Source organism: Planctomicrobium mucosum, assembly GCF_051466335.1.
Taxonomy (GTDB): Bacteria; Planctomycetota; Planctomycetia; order Planctomycetales; family Planctomycetaceae; genus Planctomicrobium.
The window spans coordinates 1,140,120-1,156,956 of the sequence record NZ_CP195793.1 but is presented as its reverse complement, the minus strand read 5'-3'; the positions used below and the strand labels follow the sequence as shown (position 1 = coordinate 1,156,956).

Genomic DNA, 16,837 nt, shown 5'->3' with positions numbered 1-16,837 from the left:
TCAACGGGCTTCGCAAACGGAACTGTGAAGCAGAAAAACAAAAAGCCCCGGACGACGAAAGTTGTCCGGGGCTTTTGTTCGTTTCTCTGGTTGTCAGTTCGCCAGATTAGTTGTCTGTCGAATCCGACTCGTCACTCGATGCCACTGCTGCCAATTCTGGTTCAGCGGAATCCTTGAGTTCACCGATGAACTCAAGCTGCTTGGTGTCTCCCACTTCTTTCACATTGACAATGATGTGGTTCTTGCCGTCGAACACTCCTCGCAGCAATTCTTCTGCAAGTGGGTCTTCCACGTAAATTTCCACAGCACGTCGCAGCGGTCGAGCACCGTAATCGGTGTGATCCCGATCTCCCTGCTCTGATCGGCTCTTGTCGATCACGAGTTGCTTCGCTTCATCGGACAGGTCCAAAATCAGACCGCGTTCCTTGAGGCGTTCGCGAACCTTCTTGAGTTCGTAATCGATAATCATCTTCATGTCGGAGTCGTTCAACTTATGGAAGACGACCACTTCATCGAGACGACCAATGAACTCTGGCTTGAACTGACGGCTGACTTCACCCATCACGTTCTTCTTCATCTCATCGTGGGCTGCATCGCCAGCCTTGTTGGCGAATCCAAACGCAGGGCTTGAAATTGCTTTTGCCCCGACGTTAGTCGTCATGATGAGAATCGTGTTCTTGAAGTCAACGCGACGGCCGAAGCTGTCTGTCAGGTGACCTTCTTCCATGATCTGCAACAGCATGTTGTAGATGTCTGGATGAGCCTTTTCGATTTCGTCCAGCAACACGACGGCATAAGGACGGCGGCGAATCTTCTCGGTGAGTTGTCCCCCTTCTTCATAACCGACGTATCCGGGTGGAGCACCGATCAAACGGCTGATGTTATGCCGTTCCTGGTACTCGGACATGTCGATTTGAATCAGAGCTTCCTCATCACCGAAGATGAATTCCGCCAGAGATTTCGCCAGCAATGTCTTTCCGACCCCAGTTGGTCCGGAGAACAGGAAGGTCGCAGTCGGCCGTTTTGGATCTTTCAATCCGCTGCGGCTACGTCGAACTGCTTTTGATACCAGCTTGATCGCTTCGTCCTGGTTGACGACTCGACGATGCAGGTACTCTTCCATGTTCAGCAGACGAACGGTGTCTTCGCTGGACAGTCGTGTCAACGGCACGCCAGTCATCTTGGCAACGACTTCGGAAATGACTTCCGCGTCGACAACGCCATCTGTCTCCTGAGACTTCTGGCGCCATTCTCGGGTAATCGTTTCCTTCTTGCGTCGCAGCTTATCTGCCTGATCTCGCAAAGAAGCAGCCTTTTCGAAGTCCTGATTGGCAACAGCTTCTTCTTTGGCTGCGTTCATTCGCTCGATATCTTCTTCGAGCTCTTTCAAGTCTGGCGGACGCACCATCGACTTCAGACGAATGCGAGCTCCCGCTTCGTCGATCACGTCGATCGCTTTATCCGGCAGGCAGCGTCCAGTGATGTATCGAGTCGACAGTTCGACCGATTTCTCAAGTGCATCGTCAGTGTACTGCACCTTGTGATGCGACTCGTAACGATCTCGAAGCCCCTTGAGAATCTGGACCGCTTGTTGCTTGCTCGGCGGATCCACCATCACCATCTGGAAGCGGCGTTCGAGTGCAGCATCCTTCTCGATGTACTTGCGGTACTCATCGAGAGTTGTCGCACCGATACACTGCAGTTCTCCGCGACTCAATGCAGGCTTGAGAACGTTTGAAGCATCGATCGCCCCTTCTGCTCCCCCTGCTCCGACCAGTGTATGCAGTTCATCGATAAAGAGAATCACGTTCTTGGCGCGACGCACTTCATTCATCACCGCTTTAATACGCTCTTCGAACTGACCGCGGTACTTTGTCCCTGCAACCATCATCGCAAGATCCAAAACGACGATCCGCTTTTCGCGGAGCAGTTCTGGAACGTTGCCTTCGACAACAAGTTGAGCAAAGCCTTCAACGATCGCAGTCTTTCCGACCCCAGCTTCCCCGAGGAGGACCGGGTTATTCTTGCCGCGACGACACAGAATTTGTGTCACGCGTTCAATCTCATTTTCACGACCGATCACCGGATCGAGCTTGGAATGGCGAGCGAGTTCGGTGAGATCGCGACCAAAGCTGTCGAGTGCGGGTGTCTTACTCTTAGCTGTCTTCCCGGCTGGAGCTCCGCCTCGCTCGGAGGTTTCCGCTCCTTCAATGCCGTGCCCCAACAGGTTCAACACTTCCTCACGGACATCTTCGAGTTTGAGTCCGAGATTCATCAGAACCTGAGCAGCAACTCCTTCCTGTTCACGCAACAGTCCTAACAGCAAGTGCTCGGTCCCCACGTAGTTGTGGTTGAGGTTCCGAGCTTCTTCCATCGCGTATTCGATGACTTTTTTTGCACGAGGTGTCTGGGGCAGTTTGCCCATGGTCACCAGGTCTGGGCCTGACTGCACGATCTTTTCGACCTCAAGGCGGATTTTACGCAGATCCACATCGAGGTTTTTCAGAACATTGGCAGCAACACCTGAACCTTCTTTCACGAGACCGAGCAGAATGTGCTCTGTCCCGATGTATTCATGGTTAAACCGCTGGGCCTCTTGATTGGCCAGCTGCATCACCTTGCGAGCCCGGTCTGTAAATCGTTCGTACATTGTCTCCGACTCCTCTGAGCTTCCCGAGTTCCCGACACGTAAATCGTCCACTCGGAGGCACTGGGCGCGACGAGCGCAGCAGTAGAGCCTTATGGAAACGATACGAAGAACTTTCAGGCAAGCTCCCGAATTCTAGTCCCACTCCGAAAGCACGACAAGATTTGCGTTTGAGAGCAATTTTTTTGGTGACAATATTTGTGAACTTACGGGAGATTCTGCATGAGAAGTTCCACGAAATAGACCCTCGACACCCCCGACAGTCTGCAAATTGTCGTTTTTTTGCCACAACAGGCCAAAGGTCGTACACGCAGCAATTAAAACCCTCCCGATTTGCGTCAGCCCATTCGGACTCCCAGTCCCTCTCACACGAGAGTCAAAATGGGAAAGTTGAATGAGATGCGCAACACCAGTCCCCGCTCAAAACTCATCGACGGGAGACCGAATTTCGATATTTCCACGCAGAGTAGTTCGCAAGATAGTTCTTCAGGTTGAGCTTGCGACGGGTATTGTCGCTCGACATATATCGAATTTTCCCGTAGATCGGGCGCTCAGGTCCCCATGCCCTGTCGTAACGCCCCAGCACCCAGAAGATGCCGGAATACGAATTGGGATTTCGTCCATCCAATGCATATTTATTGTTGAGATGCACCATGAACTGCAGGGCCTGTTGCGGAGACTCTGTCCACTCAAGGATCTTCTTCCCCCACAACATCCGCAAATAGTTGTGAATGCGTCCTTCCATCAGGAGCTGACGCTGAGCCGCATTCCAGATTTCGTCATGGGTCATCGCCAGTTCAAACTCCTCGAGTGAATAGCGGTTGACTCGAGGATCGTTCGAGTGTTGCTCCAACGTCTTCAGCGCCCACTCCGGCAACGACTCATAACGATCGAAATCTGGTCGATGGACACACATGTTGTACCCGAGCTCTCGCCAGGTAGTGAGTTGATCTAAAAACGCTTCAGCAGAGGGACTCATTCCCCACCAGCCCTCTTTCTTTCCCGCCGTTGAACTTCCTAACTCAGCAGGAGTCCATTCCTCACTGCGCGCAATGCGATCAAAAATCTCATGGGAAGAGAGATGTCCGAAATGCAGATAGGAAGACAGTCCGCTACAGACTTCGTCGTCAACGTCGTTTCGATCTTCCGCATATCGAGGGAGGAGTCCTTTCACGAACGCAACAAGTTGCGACTGGGCTGCGACGCACCCGCCGTTCACGGTGGTCGGAGGAACGGAATGGTCGATTGCAAACCCAGATAGTTGATGAACCCCACCACCCAGTAGCTTCTCGTCAGCGGCCGGCCACCGACTGAGAATCTCTTGTCCCAGTGATTCAAGTCGAGGAATGCCCGCCAACTCCAATGGATTCTGCCGAGGAAATTCGTTGAGATGCGCAGGGAGATTTTTCTGCAAATGACGTCGAAAAGCATACGCTGTCGGAAAGGCCAACGGTGCCGCCCTCATTGGGAAGAGACCATTGGAGTCGACAGCTTCGACCCGGATAGCGGACTTCTTCGAAACCACTTTCAGCAGCGTTGGGAGAAAGAAACACGGAAAATCGTCTGATACAACCAGACACGCACGTGCACTGAGTGCTTCTAACAATCCCCGTGCAGCCTGCTGCTTCGGTTCTACATAGGGGTAATACAAAACTGGCAGGGCAGCGCACGCCCGTAAATTTTCCAGCATCCCCTGCAGAATGAAGTGGTGGATGCGGTCACTGGCCCAATGATAATTCACTCGGACAGCTTCAAAGATGACCAATGGTTTCTTGAGAGAAATCGCCCAGTCAACAGCTCGTTGGAGCGAGAAATTCCAGGTCGTTCGTCGATTCGCAATCATCCAGTAGAGGACAAAATCTCCTGACTCAACAACGGGCGCTGAGTTCAGTGCGCGCACTCGAATCGACGGGACACTGCTGGACTTCAAGATGTCCGAATTGACATTCACCATGAATCAGTACTCAGCAACTGCTGCGACTTGCGTCGGTGTTGATAAAGAAAAAGCCTGCGACACAAACTGCCGCAGGCTTTTTCGAAAGTCTTTAAAGTGCTGCTTACAGCACAGATCGGATTCGCTGCAGGAATTCCCGATTCGAGTCGAACTTCGCCAAGGTTCGGATCAACTGATCCATCGCTTCTGTCGGATTCATCGACACCAAGCTACGACGGAGCATAATAATTCCATCGAGCAAATCTGGATCGAGGATCTTCTCTTCGCGACGCGTTCCTGAACGGGAGATATCCAGCGCTGGCCAGATACGTCGTTCTGCGAGATCCCGACTGAGGACAAGTTCCATGTTTCCAGTACCTTTGAACTCCTGGAAAATGGCATCGTCCATGCGGCTGCCAGTGTCGATCAATGCGGTTGCACAAACTGTCAGTGAACCACCTTCATCAAACCGGCGCGCGGTGCCGAACATCTTACGAGGAATATCCATCGCTCGAACATCCAGACCACCGGTCTGAATCTTGGAGTCTCTTCCACCGCGAACCCATTTGTTAAACGCGCGAGCAGTTCGCGTAATACTGTCCATCAGAATGAAACAGTCTTTTCCTGCTTCAGCCAGACGTTTTCCACGTTCAATAATCAGCTGGCTGATACGAACATGACTTTCGACGTCCTGATCCATTGAAGAAGCGATCACTTCGCCCTTCACGGTTCGTCGCATTTCAGTCACTTCCTCGGGTCGCTCGTCAATGAGCAACACGATGAGATGAATTTCTGGATGGTTGACGCTCACTGAATTCGCAATGTCTTGCAAGAGCATTGTCTTACCGGTACGTGGCGGAGCAACAATCAATGCCCGCTGACCTTTGCCGATTGGAGTCAACAGGTCCATGACACGCATTGTGATGCTCTTAGGACCAGTTTCGAGCTTGATCTGTTCGAAAGGGTTGATCGCAGTCAGCGTGTCGAAGTGTTTGAGCTTTTCGTAATCTTCGACGGACCCACCATCAATGGAATTGATCGTGAGAAGACGAGGACCTTGCCCACGTGTTCCAGGACCGATGTCTCCAGTGAGCATAATCCCTTCGCGGAGATGATGCTTCTCGACGAACGAACTGGAAACAAACGCGTCTGTTTCACGTGCGCTGTAATCATTGTCACCTGAACGGAGGAATCCATATCCCTTTGGATGGAGTTCCAACACACCGGTGATCGTGCCGGTCATCGCCACTGGTTCAGATGGAGCTGCATTCTGCTCAAACTTCGAAACGCGACGTCCGCGGTTATTCGAGTTCGAATTTACGTTCGAACGACCGCCACGCTGTTGATCGCGACGTCCGCCATTTCGATTGTTATTGTCGCGCTGCTGGCCGTAACCGCCACCCTGACGGTTCCCGCCCCCTTGGCGCTCCTGCCGGAACTGACCGGAATTTCCTCCGGTTCCCTGCTGTCCAGCGGAATTTCCTTGCTGGCCGGTGCCGTTCCCTTGCTGAACCTGACCAGGTTCATTGCGACGGCCGCGACGACGGCGACGACGACGTGGGCGACGATCATCGCCTTCACCGTCTCGTGCAGCATTCTCTCCCCCTTCTGAAGCCGAATCGTGATCATCATCATCGCCGTGATCTCCGCCATCAAAATCGAATGGCAGTTCATAACTATCATCACGAGACGACCGCTCTTCGCGAGCAGGTCGCTTCTCTTCGAATTCACGACTTTCTGATTCAGGTGCCGGCGGAGCGACCGATTCTGGCTCGGAAGCTACTGCACGTGATCGTGTGCGTGGTGCCCGCTTGGGACGTGCTGTTTCGCGAGGAGATTCTTCTGCTTCCGCCTGTACTGGTGCCGCTTCTTCTACAACAGGCGTTGCTTTCGCCGCCTTGGCACGACTTGCCCGTGGCTTGGGAGCAGCAGCAACCGGTTCGTCTTCAACAATCCCTGCACCAAAATCGAGATCATCGTTCGATGAGGCGGCAGCTGAGGAGCTGACATTCTCTTCCACTACAGAATCGGCTTTCTTACGCGTTTTCCGTGGTGTCGTGGAGCGACGAGGAGTCGACGACGATGAAGAGTTTTTGGAAGGCATACAAAACCTGACTTATCACATGAAGTTAAACAGAAAGACTCGTCACAGGAACGTTCTTCATGACCCGCCGATGAGAAGATCGCAGGCAGAAAACGTAATGAACAGAAGCCAGATGAAGGGTTGCCTCAGCGAGACGCAGAAAGCAACAAAGTGGTTCTGATTCACTCAATCACGAGTACCCTTGGTGAAGAGGCAAGCCCCTTCAGAACTGAAACCGCCTAATAACGGGACTGACCCGCTTCCCGTAAGACAAACTGAATTTCCGACGTTGATCAAGATGTCAACCAATCTCTGTGCGAGATCCATGCACTGTGTGACTGAATATGACGTTATCGAAGACGTGAAAATCAAACTGCCTGCCACCATGCACTCGCTGAAGAAGTAGAAGGCCGCATCTTCGTGATGTTTGGACTTCTGCGATCACACTGATCTGCGTCAATGATTTTCAGTTTTTTGACTAAACGAACAGATTCGTTTTCAAGGAACAGTGAAAGCGGAAATTGAGCGAGAACCAACCTCGATCAAAACACAAAAATTGAATGCCCTGCTGATATCGCAATGAACCAGATTGACTGGACCAGAATTGCCGAGGGTAACTCCCCGTTTAGATGTCGCAGGCGAAACACCCCGCTCACCACAACCAGGCACCAGAACATTGGTAGTCACTGATTTCCAGATCAGCAAACGCACTGCCAATAATTGCTATTCACCAAAAATGAACAGCACACTCTATGATTCTGCCTACACTCATTTCACGTCTGATTTCCTGGAGACCATCTCTCCGGAGAACGCGTACAAGGTAGCAATCAATTCAAACAAAAAAGTCTCTCTACTACGAAACAATCAAGCTTTTTCGCCCTGAAATTTCGCCGGAAAGGAACTGCGAACGCAGAATCAACTCCACTTCAGAAATTTCGAAATGCCAAGCACACCCGTGCTCTCGCATCGTGGCAGAAAGATCAATTGGCTTCGAAGCAAACACAGCAAGTGCCGCTCACCATGAAGACGCCCGAACAGTGCAAAATCAAATGAGTCCGAATTTGACAACAATGGACGCCAATGAAGCAACGTTCAATCGAATGTTAGCTTCCGATTGATCATTGTCAATCGTCATTGAGATCTACTATCGATGATTCAACATAAGAAAGTCAATAGAGGTTTCCGATTCGACACTGGGTGAACACGATCATCTAAACATTCCTCATATTGATCGTATTCGTCACCAAAATCTCCAATGTCAATCGCTAGCCGCCCGCCTGCTTGACCTGATTCTTATCGCCGTCAGCCTCGCCGGCGGCCTGCTTAATATTCCGATCCGGAATCTTCAAAATTGCTTCGTCACGATACGAGATAATCTCGCCCGCGTACCCTTCACGAGCGCCTGCAATCGGCGCATCTTTGTCCTCCCCGACAAACCGGGTCTTACCGTTGTAAATGGTTCCTCCCTGAAATGGACCAATTCCCAAGAACCAGAAGTCGCGAGCAGTTGATCGCGCCAGCGAGATTCCTGACTGCCAGACCGCCTCACGAGATGTCCGCTCATAAGCGAACATCCCGATCTTCGCTGCACCTGCTTGAGAGTTTCGACGCCCCAAGGACATTTCCGGGAGTGCTGGAACAGCGGGAGCCCCGGACAGAACAGATGCTGTCGATGCGGCTGCATTTAACGCACTACTCGCTGGAATTCCGTAGACCAGTTCGTGACTGTCGGCACCCAGCGTTCCGATTCGCCCTTCAATGACCAGATCCGCGTCTTCGATTTTAGTCTGCAGCAACACTCCAGCAGCGAGCATCTGTTGCCGCAGCGAGCTGATGACATACTGGGAGTTCACAAACCCGACCCCCTTGTAGTCAGCCATATACGACGTGTCAAAAAAGACCAATTGTCCGCTCAACGGGGTGAAGTCCATTTTGGCGACAGCTGCGTCAACAGCGTCAGACCCCAACAATTGCTCAGTCGCTATGTTTGACTTTGTGGTCCCGCACCCCGTGAATCCACAGACGAGCACTCCAATCAGCAGCGCGCAGCAGAGACGCACACCGAATTTCGGTGATCCGCTTCGACTGATTCGGAAGGCAGATTGAACCATGATTGAGAAGATTGGGAAACGTTTTATTGCCAGTGGCCAGCCGCGATGGTTGGCAGGCAATTGCATATTGGCAGGAAGCAGATGACCTACTTTGAATATGGAAAGGGAACGGAATCCTAGCTCGTAAGCCAAATACAACCAATAGGAGATTTCACTAACGAGCAGCCAATTTAACCCATCTCCCCCAATTTTACAAAATTCTCTTTGACTTTCGAAACATCCAGAAATTACGATTGTGCGGATTGCGCAATTCAAATCACTTCAATCCGAGCGCTGAAATGTCTCGAACTCAATTCGATTTTGCTAGCTGTGTTCCGCGTGGATTCGTGCTTCTAGCATCTTGCGCACTCAGCGCGGTCGCGTCACCGGCGTTCTCCCAAGAACCGACCCCGGCAGTGCACCCATCCATCGAAATTGTCGACGATGTCGCTCCAATCGACATTCCGCCTGCTCCCAGCTTCGATCCAGAGGAACAGGCAGCGAATTCAGACGACGCCGAGCTCAATGCCTCATCAACTGGTGGAATCGCGATTCCACCAATGCCTTCTCTGGATCTCGTCCCGCCAGAACCATCACGTGACGAGAAATCAGCAGTTTCCCCCGAAGAAGAAGGTTCGGAGAATGATGAGTGGACCATTCAGATTCGGCCACTCGCAAAGCCGGCTAAACCTGTGATCGCTGCAAATTACGAAGCGATTTACGCGTCGATCCCTTATCGAAGGGCAGAATATCTGGCGAATCCAAGCTACAGGCATGACACCACGGTCGAATTGCTGTTTGGGACGATGAGAAACACTGTCATCAATCGTCACGATACGCCGGAGAGAATTCAAACTCCAATTCCGCAATTCACCCAGCCGTATCCGATTTCGCAAAGCGAGCTCTACAGCTATTGGCCCCTCATCAGATATGAGGCTCCGGTTCGGCTCATGTCGCCGATCTATTAATCTCAGCAGTCACACAAATGCCCGCGAACAAGAGTTTCCGCGGGCATTTATTATTTGCACTATTCAGCGTAGTCAGCAGCCGCTTCAGCCTGAGCTGTCCGATATTCTTCGGCTGCCCGAACTGTTTCAGGGAGCAGAAACTCTGGTCCCGCCGGGAAGAACTGCACGTCGTCGCGGAGGTAATATCCCGAAGGAAGCGTCTGCCCGCCTACGTTTGTCTGGCATCCGGCAAAGATTCCACAGGCTGTGAAACCGCCCAAAACCAAGGCGAACCGTGTCGCGAATGTTCGTTGGACGTTCATACCTTTGCTCGCATCTCTGAGAATGATTTTTGGCCAAGCCGCCGAACTTTAAATTTACGACAGCTGACTTTCGGGTGGTTCAATCACACATTGAAGTCTTTTGGTTTATCGACCCTACACACGCCGCACCTTCAATAGAATCGTAAAATTCAACCAATTCGGAAGTGTCTTTTCACCAGCACCCCCTTCTCTCCGGCAACATCTGCCGATTCCCCTTCCGATCCACGCCAACCGACGCATCAACGCATTTCTACGATGATGTAATGTAAACACAACTTGTCCGTTTCTACTCCGAATAGATATTATCTCATTCAACCGAGCCAATTCGGCTCTGTTGGCAACACGGAGGTTGCAAATGCAACGGCACTTCATGAAAGCGGCAGCGACGCTTCTTTTCCAAATCTTTCTAGCCATTCAACTCGTTTACGCCGCGCCGCCGGAGAGCAACTTGCTCCCACTCGCAGTCGGTACCAAATGGACATACCAATCCGGCTCAACGCAGATTGAAGAAGTTATCACTGCAATCGAGATGATTTCGGGTGAACGCTGCGCGAAGCTGGAAACTCGCATCAACGGAAAAGCCTTGGCGAACGAGCATCTCACTGCTCGCTCGAATGGAATTTACCGCGTCGCAATCCAGGGAGAACCAGTCACCCCTGCCCTCTGTATCCTCAAGTTCCCCGCTCAACTGGGGGGCAAATGGGATGTCTCCTCGATGATCAACGGAGTTGAGATCGCGGGGCAATTCACACTGGGGCGAGCGAAAGTCGTTGTTCCCGCGGGCGAATACGCTACCGTCACTGTGCACGGAACGAAATTCGAGTCCAACGAAGGACCAATCGAACTGCTCTACTACTTCGCACCGGGAGTCGGGAAAGTCAAACAGGTCATCACGACTCAAGGAAAGACCGCTGAGCTGGCTCTCAAAGAGTACTCTCCAGCCCACTGACTTCGTCGCCACACACCCCTGAGACAGGGACTCAACAGGATCTCACGAGAGTGTGGCGTGTCGGCGGCGATCAAAAACGTGACTCATCCACTTTCCATCTTCATTCGCTCACATTGTCCCTCGAGTGAGAGACTAAGACTGCGAAGAGATGCTCCGAATGGCTGCCAGCACAGCCTCGTGCAACCCTCCATTCGTAACGACAACACCGCGATTATTTTTGAGAGTCGATCCGACCGCGAAATCAAGTGGCTTGCCGTCAATGTCGGTCACGCGTCCGCCGGCTTCTTCAACCACCAGTACGCCGCCAGCGTGATCCCAAATCTTCTCCGCATAGCCGACTCGCGTCGGAAGCCTCAAGTAGATGTCAGCCTCTCCACGTGCGACAGCCCCATATTTCGCCTGGCTATCCATGCGGACAGGCTCTGCGGTAATCGCCAGCGATTGCAAAATCAGTGCAGACTGATCATGGGCACTGTGACCGGATTCCACCGATTCACACATTCTCGCAAGCTTTGAGTCCGAAGTCAGAGAAACCTTCACGGCAACAGGCTGCGACTCTGGGGCATCAATCGGAACCATCCAGGCTCCGCCCCCTCGAACTGCATAGAACAGAACTCCTGTTCCGCCTGCAGCAGACAGATTTGGACAAGCCAAAGCCGCTACGTGAATCTGATGATTCACAAGTAAGGCTAGAGAGATTGCGAACTGTTCTTTTCTCAGGAATCCCTTCGTGCCGTCAATTGGGTCCAAAGTCCAATAGCGTTCCGATGTGCCATCATGATTACCGGAATCAATCCAGCTCAGCATCTCCCCGTCGGTGCAAGGAATGCCGACAGCTTGGATTTCAGCCAAGGCCTGGTCCTTGAACGTACGGTTCTCTTCTAGACGCAGATCGGCAGCATCCTCTTCCCCGACAATGAACTCATCAGGGAATGCTTCTCGAATCTCCTTGCAGATGACTGCCTGACTCGCGTAGTCAGCGATCGTGACGGGCGAAGCATCTTTTTTCGAAAGTGATTCATCCGTAATACGTCGCTGCACTGCCCTGCAGATTCGTGAGGCCGTCAGCACAGCATGAATTGCGACGTTGAGTTCTTGTTCGTAATTCTTCAGCATAACAACTTCATTTTCTACAAAAACCAAGAGGGCGGCACACTTTAGGTGTGGCGCCCTCGTTGTGACAAGCCTTCGCGGCGGGGAAGCGGATTCGCTTCACACGCCGCTCATGGCCAGATTCTGGACTACTGCTTCATCGCTGCTGCCAGGATGCGGCTGGTCGATTCACGCATGATGCGTGGGTCAACCATCTCACCGCGTTGCAGCGTGTTGCGGACGTCTTTGCCTGAAATGAACACTGGCTTCTCGTCCTTGTGACGCTCCATCAGGTCGACGCGACCCATGGAGTCGTAGTAGGCTGCGAAGCCGACGTTCACTGGCTGAATCAGCAATTCGCCGCCCAGCTTGTGGAACAGTTCCTGAGCGTCGAAATCGCCCCAGATGTTGCTGCCGTCGGCGTAAGGAACGTCCGCGTGCTTACGACCAATGACGATGTTGGTGTAGCCCATGTTCTGGCGGTAGATCCCGTGCATGATCGCTTCTTTGGGACCGGCGTAGAACATCTTGATGTCCAGCCCGAGCAGCTTCACGCGGTCTGGAACCTGCTCGCCACGAGCGGTCCACAGTTCGACATCGCTATCACCGTCGCCCATCTGGCGCTCGCTGATGAGCTTCTCGTAGGTTTCCATACGGGTGACAGCGTTAACGTCGTCCCCTTTGGTTTCGCCGATCAGCGGATTGAGCACCGCTCCCGCGTTCTTGCCGGCGCGGAGCAGGGTTTCCAGTGCGTAAACGAGTGCGTACTCGTGAGCACGGTGGAGTGGGTTCCGAGTCTGGAACGCCACAACCGCATCCCAGCCGGTTTCTGCGATCAGAGCACGCACTTCACGTGGAGTGAGGACGTACTTGCCGAATGCGGAGTTCTTTGGCTGTGGGAGAGCGCGAATGGTTCCACCGACCAGGTAGGCCTTGTCGGCATCTGGCCCCTTGAGAACCATGTCTGCCCCGGCATGATCCAGACGGCCTGTGCCGTAGACGCTGCTGAGGTACTTGGTCTTGTTCCAGACGAAGACGTCGGAGAGATCAAGAGTCGCGATGATGTCCCCTTCCGGAGTCGTCAGAGCGACCTTCTCACCGACAGCGAGTGTCTTGGCGAGAGCGGACGTGACAGGGAACGCGATGGGAATCGTCCAAGCGTACAGCTTGCCGTTGTTCTCGATCACCGACTCTTCAAGAACGCGATCGTAGGTTTTTCCGTCCATCGGGCCGGTCAGCGGGCTGAGAGTTCCGTCCCCGAAGCGGTAGACGCTGGAGACGTCCGCTGACGAAAGTGGAACCTGCTTGAGGGAAGCCGCTTCCGCGAGAAATGCCTCACGCTCTGCTTCTGGAACAGTGCAGCAAACAGGTTGGGATAATCCACCATGTGGAGCAATCAAATCAGCCATCAAAGACGCCTTTAGCGAAAGCAAAAGTGATGCAGAACATCAGTTGCGTTCGAAAAACAACAGGCTGCCAGCAGCTGGCTTTGCGGACGCAACGGATGTCTGCGGAATCAGAAACACGACCAGCGAGACCGCGACGGCTGATCAAATCCCCAGTCGTGCGAAAACTCTCGAAGTTCCGGGGGTATAGAACAACAAAATCCGCCAGTCAAGATGGAGCGCCCACCCACCCCACCCCTGAGACTTCAAGCGAATAAAACGACCTCATGCCGCCCCACAATCTTCTGGAGTTGCATGAGGTCGAGAAAATTCACTGTTTTCCCGCTTCACGTGGGAAAACGCGGGCTTTTCGCACCCGTTTTACTGTCCTCGACGCGATTACTCAGCGTTCTCTCGAATGGTCTGATGGGCTTCGTTCGCCATTTCCCCAGCGTGGTAGCTGGAGCGAACAAACGGTCCACTGGCCACCATGCTGAACCCCAGCAGGCGGCACTCCTGGCCAATCCATTCAAATTCTTCTGGGGTCCAATATTTCACCACTTGAAGCAGATGCGGGCTTGGCTGCAGGTACTGACCAACAGTCAGCATATCGCAACCAACTCCACGCAGATCAGCGGCGACCTCCATCACTTCTTCGATGGTCTCTCCAAGCCCCAGCATGAGCCCGCTCTTAGTCGGAATCTCAGGAGCTTCCTCTTTCACCTGCTTGAGCAGATTGAGTGTTCGCTGGTAATCGGCATTGCGACGAACAGTGCTGTAAAGACGGGGAACAGTTTCAATGTTGTGATTGAATACGTCAGGACGTGCTTCGATCACACGACTAATCGCAGCCCGGTTTCCACCAAAGTCTGACGTCAACACTTCAACTGCTGCACCTGTTCGTTCGCGGACAGCCAGAACGCACCGGTAAAAGTGTTCTGCTCCCCCATCGGGAAGGTCGTCGCGAGTCACACAGGTAATCACAACGTGCTTGAGCCCCAGTCGTTCAGCCGCTTCGGCGACGCGATCTGGTTCATCGAGTTCAATTTCTTCGGTCTTGCCACGAGGAACCGAACAGAAGCCACATGGACGGGTACAGACATTCCCGAGAATCATGAATGTTGCTGTCTTCTGCGACCAGCATTCTGTGCGATTCGGACACTTCGCACTTTCGCAGACCGTCTCCAATCGCAAATCGTCGATCACGCCGCTCGTGAACATCATTTCACTGCTTGGCATTGGACGTTTTAACCATTTCGGCAAACGTCGGCGATCTTGCGGATTCTGTGTTTCCAACGTCTGGAGTCCGCCGCTCTGGCAGGCAGACTGGCTGGCACCGGCTTGTCCGAGGATCGGCAATTCACGCATGGGTCATCACTCTTTGTGTCGTACGTCGAAGGAATGGATGTCCGGTTGAAACTTCGACTGAAGCGTAACCGAAATTCCGGGCGATCGAGCGGATTAATGCCTCTCGAAGTTGAGGCATTCGAACCGGATCGAGTCGTTGCGATTGCATTGAAGCCGAACGAGTCCCCTGTGGATTACTCATCGTCCAATCGAGGAGTCGCGGGTCCAGAGAAACATTCAGAAACAGTCCGTGACAGGAAATCCATGACTTGATCGCCGCACCAAAGAATCCCATCTGCCCATTTCGACTCCAGATTCCTGTCCCATCAGGAGACAGCCGAGCAGAAACCCTAAGTTCTTGGCAGGCAAGCGATACTGCTGATTCAAAACAATCGCGATATTGCGTCGGACTGATTTTCAGTCGATTTAAGGGGATTTGAAGATACAGCGCAATCTGGCCGGGACCATGAACGTACGCCCCTCCTCCTCGGGCGATCCACCGGACGGGAATCTCCCTCTGAGCAAGCTCGTCTTCATCGAGACGCAGGTGCATCCGACTCGCTTCACGCCCCATCGTGATCATCACTGGATGTTCGCAAACGAACAGCATCCCGTTGAGATCGTCCCGACCACTGAGTTCGTAGACTTGTTGCTCTTGCAGCGCTAATGTGGCGTCAAAATCAACGACTCCCAGTAGATGAACCTCGAGCGTTCCGTCATGGACGGCAAGCTGAGTCATGCTGGAAGGAGAAGTCGTCATGGGTCAATAAATTCCTGACACTGAAGTCCAGACCTATTTTAGGCATTTGGCGGGTGCAATTCCCATTGCGAACCGACTGGAGATTTTCACGAGGGGCAAAATTTCGTTCTGACCAGCGATTCAAGCTGCATGCATCCGTTGACATCGGCATTGACCCACGCATCAACAAAAAACGCAAAACGAATATAAATGCAATCCTTAAAACGCTTTGCAACTGAACACAACATCAGACAGACCAAAATCCTGGTTGCCGTCTCCGGGGGCGCTGACAGCGTGAGTCTACTTCGACAAATACAGGAGATTCGCAACGAATTCCAACTGGAACTGGCAGTTGGGCATTTTGACCATGCGATTCGAGTCGATTCGCAAGATGACGCCGGTTGGGTTCGGGAATTGGCCTGCTCCCTAGGGATTCCGTTTTTTTCAGCCCGCAATAACGCGCCCCCGGCAAATGGGACGTCCGAAGAATCTGCACGCAATAAACGATACGAATTCCTGACACAGGTCGCCCACGACCAAGGCTGCCGCTGGATCGCACTTGGCCATACTGCGGATGATCAAGCCGAGACAATTCTGCACCACATCCTCCGAGGAAGTGGGTTGCAGGGACTTTCTGGCATCCCTGCCATTCGAAACATCAGCCCAGAAATCTCGGTCATGCGGCCACTTCTGAACGTCACCCGGGAGCAAGTCGTTGAGTACCTGTCGCGATTACAGCAAGGATTTCGCAACGATTTAACGAATGAATTCACAGACTACACAAGAAATCGACTGCGACACGAACTACTTCCAAACTTGAAGGAACACTTTAACCCGAGAGTTTCCGAATCACTTCTGCGGCTAGCGAAGCAGGCGGGTGAAACACAAAACTTCCTCCAGTCTGAAGCTGAAAAATTGCTCAAACTGGCAATTCTTGAACAGACGCCAGAAGTAATCAAACTCCAGCGGCCAATGTTGGCAACTGCCCCCCCGCTGCTCATTCGCGAGGCATTCTCTCTTCTCTGGAAGCAGCAAGCCTGGCCACGAAAATCATTGAATCACTATCACTTAGAAAAAGCAGCGAACATGCTACTCGCTGGTTCACCAAAACGAATCAGTTTTCCGGATTTCATCGAAGCGTCGATCCGAGGATCAGTGATTGAACTGCGCCAAATGAGCCGGCGACCAAAGAATATCTAATTCATTGATCAATTGCTCCCTTTGAACTTTTCCGGGGAAGTCCAGATTCTCTCGCTGAACTGCAATTGTCGGCATGAAATCGGTTTCGCTCCGAAGCGGGAA

The 16,837-nt window shown here is 52.6% G+C and carries 12 protein-coding genes; 3 read left to right on the top strand and 9 right to left on the bottom strand.

From position 1 onward, the window contains the following. Nucleotides 1–106: 106 nt before the first annotated feature. The 4 genes from SH668x_RS04690 to SH668x_RS04675 form a co-directional block, all read right to left on the bottom strand. Nucleotides 107–2,650 (bottom strand): ATP-dependent Clp protease ATP-binding subunit, encoded by a 2,544-nt coding sequence (locus tag SH668x_RS04690; RefSeq protein WP_437187540.1) that lies wholly within the window; start codon nucleotides 2,648–2,650, stop codon nucleotides 107–109. 424 nt (nucleotides 2,651–3,074) lie between these two features. After that, nucleotides 3,075–4,601 carry a deoxyribodipyrimidine photolyase gene (locus tag SH668x_RS04685; protein ID WP_437187539.1) on the bottom strand — a complete coding sequence of 509 codons (1,527 nt, stop codon included), beginning with the start codon at nucleotides 4,599–4,601 and terminating at the stop codon, nucleotides 3,075–3,077. A gap of 103 nt (nucleotides 4,602–4,704) precedes the next feature. Then, nucleotides 4,705–6,684, bottom strand: a complete 1,980-nt coding sequence (rho, locus tag SH668x_RS04680; protein ID WP_437187538.1) for a transcription termination factor Rho — start codon at nucleotides 6,682–6,684, stop codon at nucleotides 4,705–4,707. Between the two features lie 1,244 nt (nucleotides 6,685–7,928). After that, nucleotides 7,929–8,723 carry a DUF6655 family protein gene (locus SH668x_RS04675; RefSeq protein ID WP_437187537.1) on the bottom strand — a complete coding sequence of 265 codons (795 nt, stop codon included), beginning with the start codon at nucleotides 8,721–8,723 and terminating at the stop codon, nucleotides 7,929–7,931. Between the two features lie 329 nt (nucleotides 8,724–9,052). On the opposite strand from SH668x_RS04675, the gene SH668x_RS04670 reads away from it, so the two are divergent. Next, complete coding sequence (locus tag SH668x_RS04670; RefSeq protein WP_437187536.1) at nucleotides 9,053–9,721, top strand: hypothetical protein; 669 nt, start codon at nucleotides 9,053–9,055, stop codon at nucleotides 9,719–9,721. A 59-nt stretch (nucleotides 9,722–9,780) separates the two neighbouring features. Here SH668x_RS04670 and SH668x_RS04665 read toward each other — a convergent pair whose 3' ends face one another. Continuing rightward, entirely contained in the window at nucleotides 9,781–10,023 is a 243-nt protein-coding gene (locus SH668x_RS04665) for a hypothetical protein (protein WP_437187535.1), read from the bottom strand. A gap of 355 nt (nucleotides 10,024–10,378) precedes the next feature. On the opposite strand from SH668x_RS04665, the gene SH668x_RS04660 reads away from it, so the two are divergent. Continuing rightward, a complete protein-coding gene (locus SH668x_RS04660) occupies nucleotides 10,379–10,972 on the top strand; it encodes a hypothetical protein (protein ID WP_437187534.1) in 594 nt (197 codons plus the stop codon). 132 nt (nucleotides 10,973–11,104) lie between these two features. Here the strand turns inward: SH668x_RS04660 and SH668x_RS04655 are convergent, their stop codons facing one another. From SH668x_RS04655 to SH668x_RS04640, 4 genes are all read right to left on the bottom strand, one after another. Continuing rightward, nucleotides 11,105–12,088 carry a 3'(2'),5'-bisphosphate nucleotidase gene (locus SH668x_RS04655; RefSeq protein WP_437187533.1) on the bottom strand — a complete coding sequence of 328 codons (984 nt, stop codon included), beginning with the start codon at nucleotides 12,086–12,088 and terminating at the stop codon, nucleotides 11,105–11,107. 125 nt (nucleotides 12,089–12,213) lie between these two features. Further along, nucleotides 12,214–13,473, bottom strand: a complete 1,260-nt coding sequence (locus tag SH668x_RS04650) for a sulfate adenylyltransferase (RefSeq protein WP_437184977.1) — start codon at nucleotides 13,471–13,473, stop codon at nucleotides 12,214–12,216. A 375-nt stretch (nucleotides 13,474–13,848) separates the two neighbouring features. Continuing rightward, nucleotides 13,849–14,817: a lipoyl synthase gene (lipA, locus tag SH668x_RS04645; protein WP_437187532.1), complete on the bottom strand. Its 969-nt coding sequence runs from the start codon at nucleotides 14,815–14,817 to the stop codon at nucleotides 13,849–13,851. Next, a complete protein-coding gene (locus tag SH668x_RS04640; RefSeq protein ID WP_437187531.1) occupies nucleotides 14,810–15,556 on the bottom strand; it encodes a lipoyl(octanoyl) transferase LipB in 747 nt (248 codons plus the stop codon). Before SH668x_RS04640 ends, lipA begins: the two co-directional genes overlap by 8 nt. A gap of 189 nt (nucleotides 15,557–15,745) precedes the next feature. Between SH668x_RS04640 and tilS the strand changes: the two genes are divergently transcribed. Further along, entirely contained in the window at nucleotides 15,746–16,735 is a 990-nt protein-coding gene (tilS, locus tag SH668x_RS04635) for a tRNA lysidine(34) synthetase TilS (RefSeq protein ID WP_437187530.1), read from the top strand. Nucleotides 16,736–16,837: the final 102 nt, after the last annotated feature.

Coding starts and splice junctions, on each gene's coding strand:
- SH668x_RS04665 (WP_437187535.1), bottom strand. CDS start 10,023: ATGAACGTCCAACGAACATTCGCGACACGGTTCGCCTTGGTTTTGGGC.
- lipA (WP_437187532.1), bottom strand. CDS start 14,817: ATGCGTGAATTGCCGATCCTCGGACAAGCCGGTGCCAGCCAGTCTGCC.
- tilS (WP_437187530.1), top strand. CDS start 15,746: ATGCAATCCTTAAAACGCTTTGCAACTGAACACAACATCAGACAGACC.
- SH668x_RS04685 (WP_437187539.1), bottom strand. CDS start 4,601: ATGGTGAATGTCAATTCGGACATCTTGAAGTCCAGCAGTGTCCCGTCG.
- SH668x_RS04690 (WP_437187540.1), bottom strand. CDS start 2,650: ATGTACGAACGATTTACAGACCGGGCTCGCAAGGTGATGCAGCTGGCC.
- SH668x_RS04670 (WP_437187536.1), top strand. CDS start 9,053: ATGTCTCGAACTCAATTCGATTTTGCTAGCTGTGTTCCGCGTGGATTC.
- rho (WP_437187538.1), bottom strand. CDS start 6,684: ATGCCTTCCAAAAACTCTTCATCGTCGTCGACTCCTCGTCGCTCCACG.
- SH668x_RS04640 (WP_437187531.1), bottom strand. CDS start 15,556: ATGACGACTTCTCCTTCCAGCATGACTCAGCTTGCCGTCCATGACGGA.
- SH668x_RS04655 (WP_437187533.1), bottom strand. CDS start 12,088: ATGCTGAAGAATTACGAACAAGAACTCAACGTCGCAATTCATGCTGTG.
- SH668x_RS04650 (WP_437184977.1), bottom strand. CDS start 13,473: ATGGCTGATTTGATTGCTCCACATGGTGGATTATCCCAACCTGTTTGC.
- SH668x_RS04660 (WP_437187534.1), top strand. CDS start 10,379: ATGCAACGGCACTTCATGAAAGCGGCAGCGACGCTTCTTTTCCAAATC.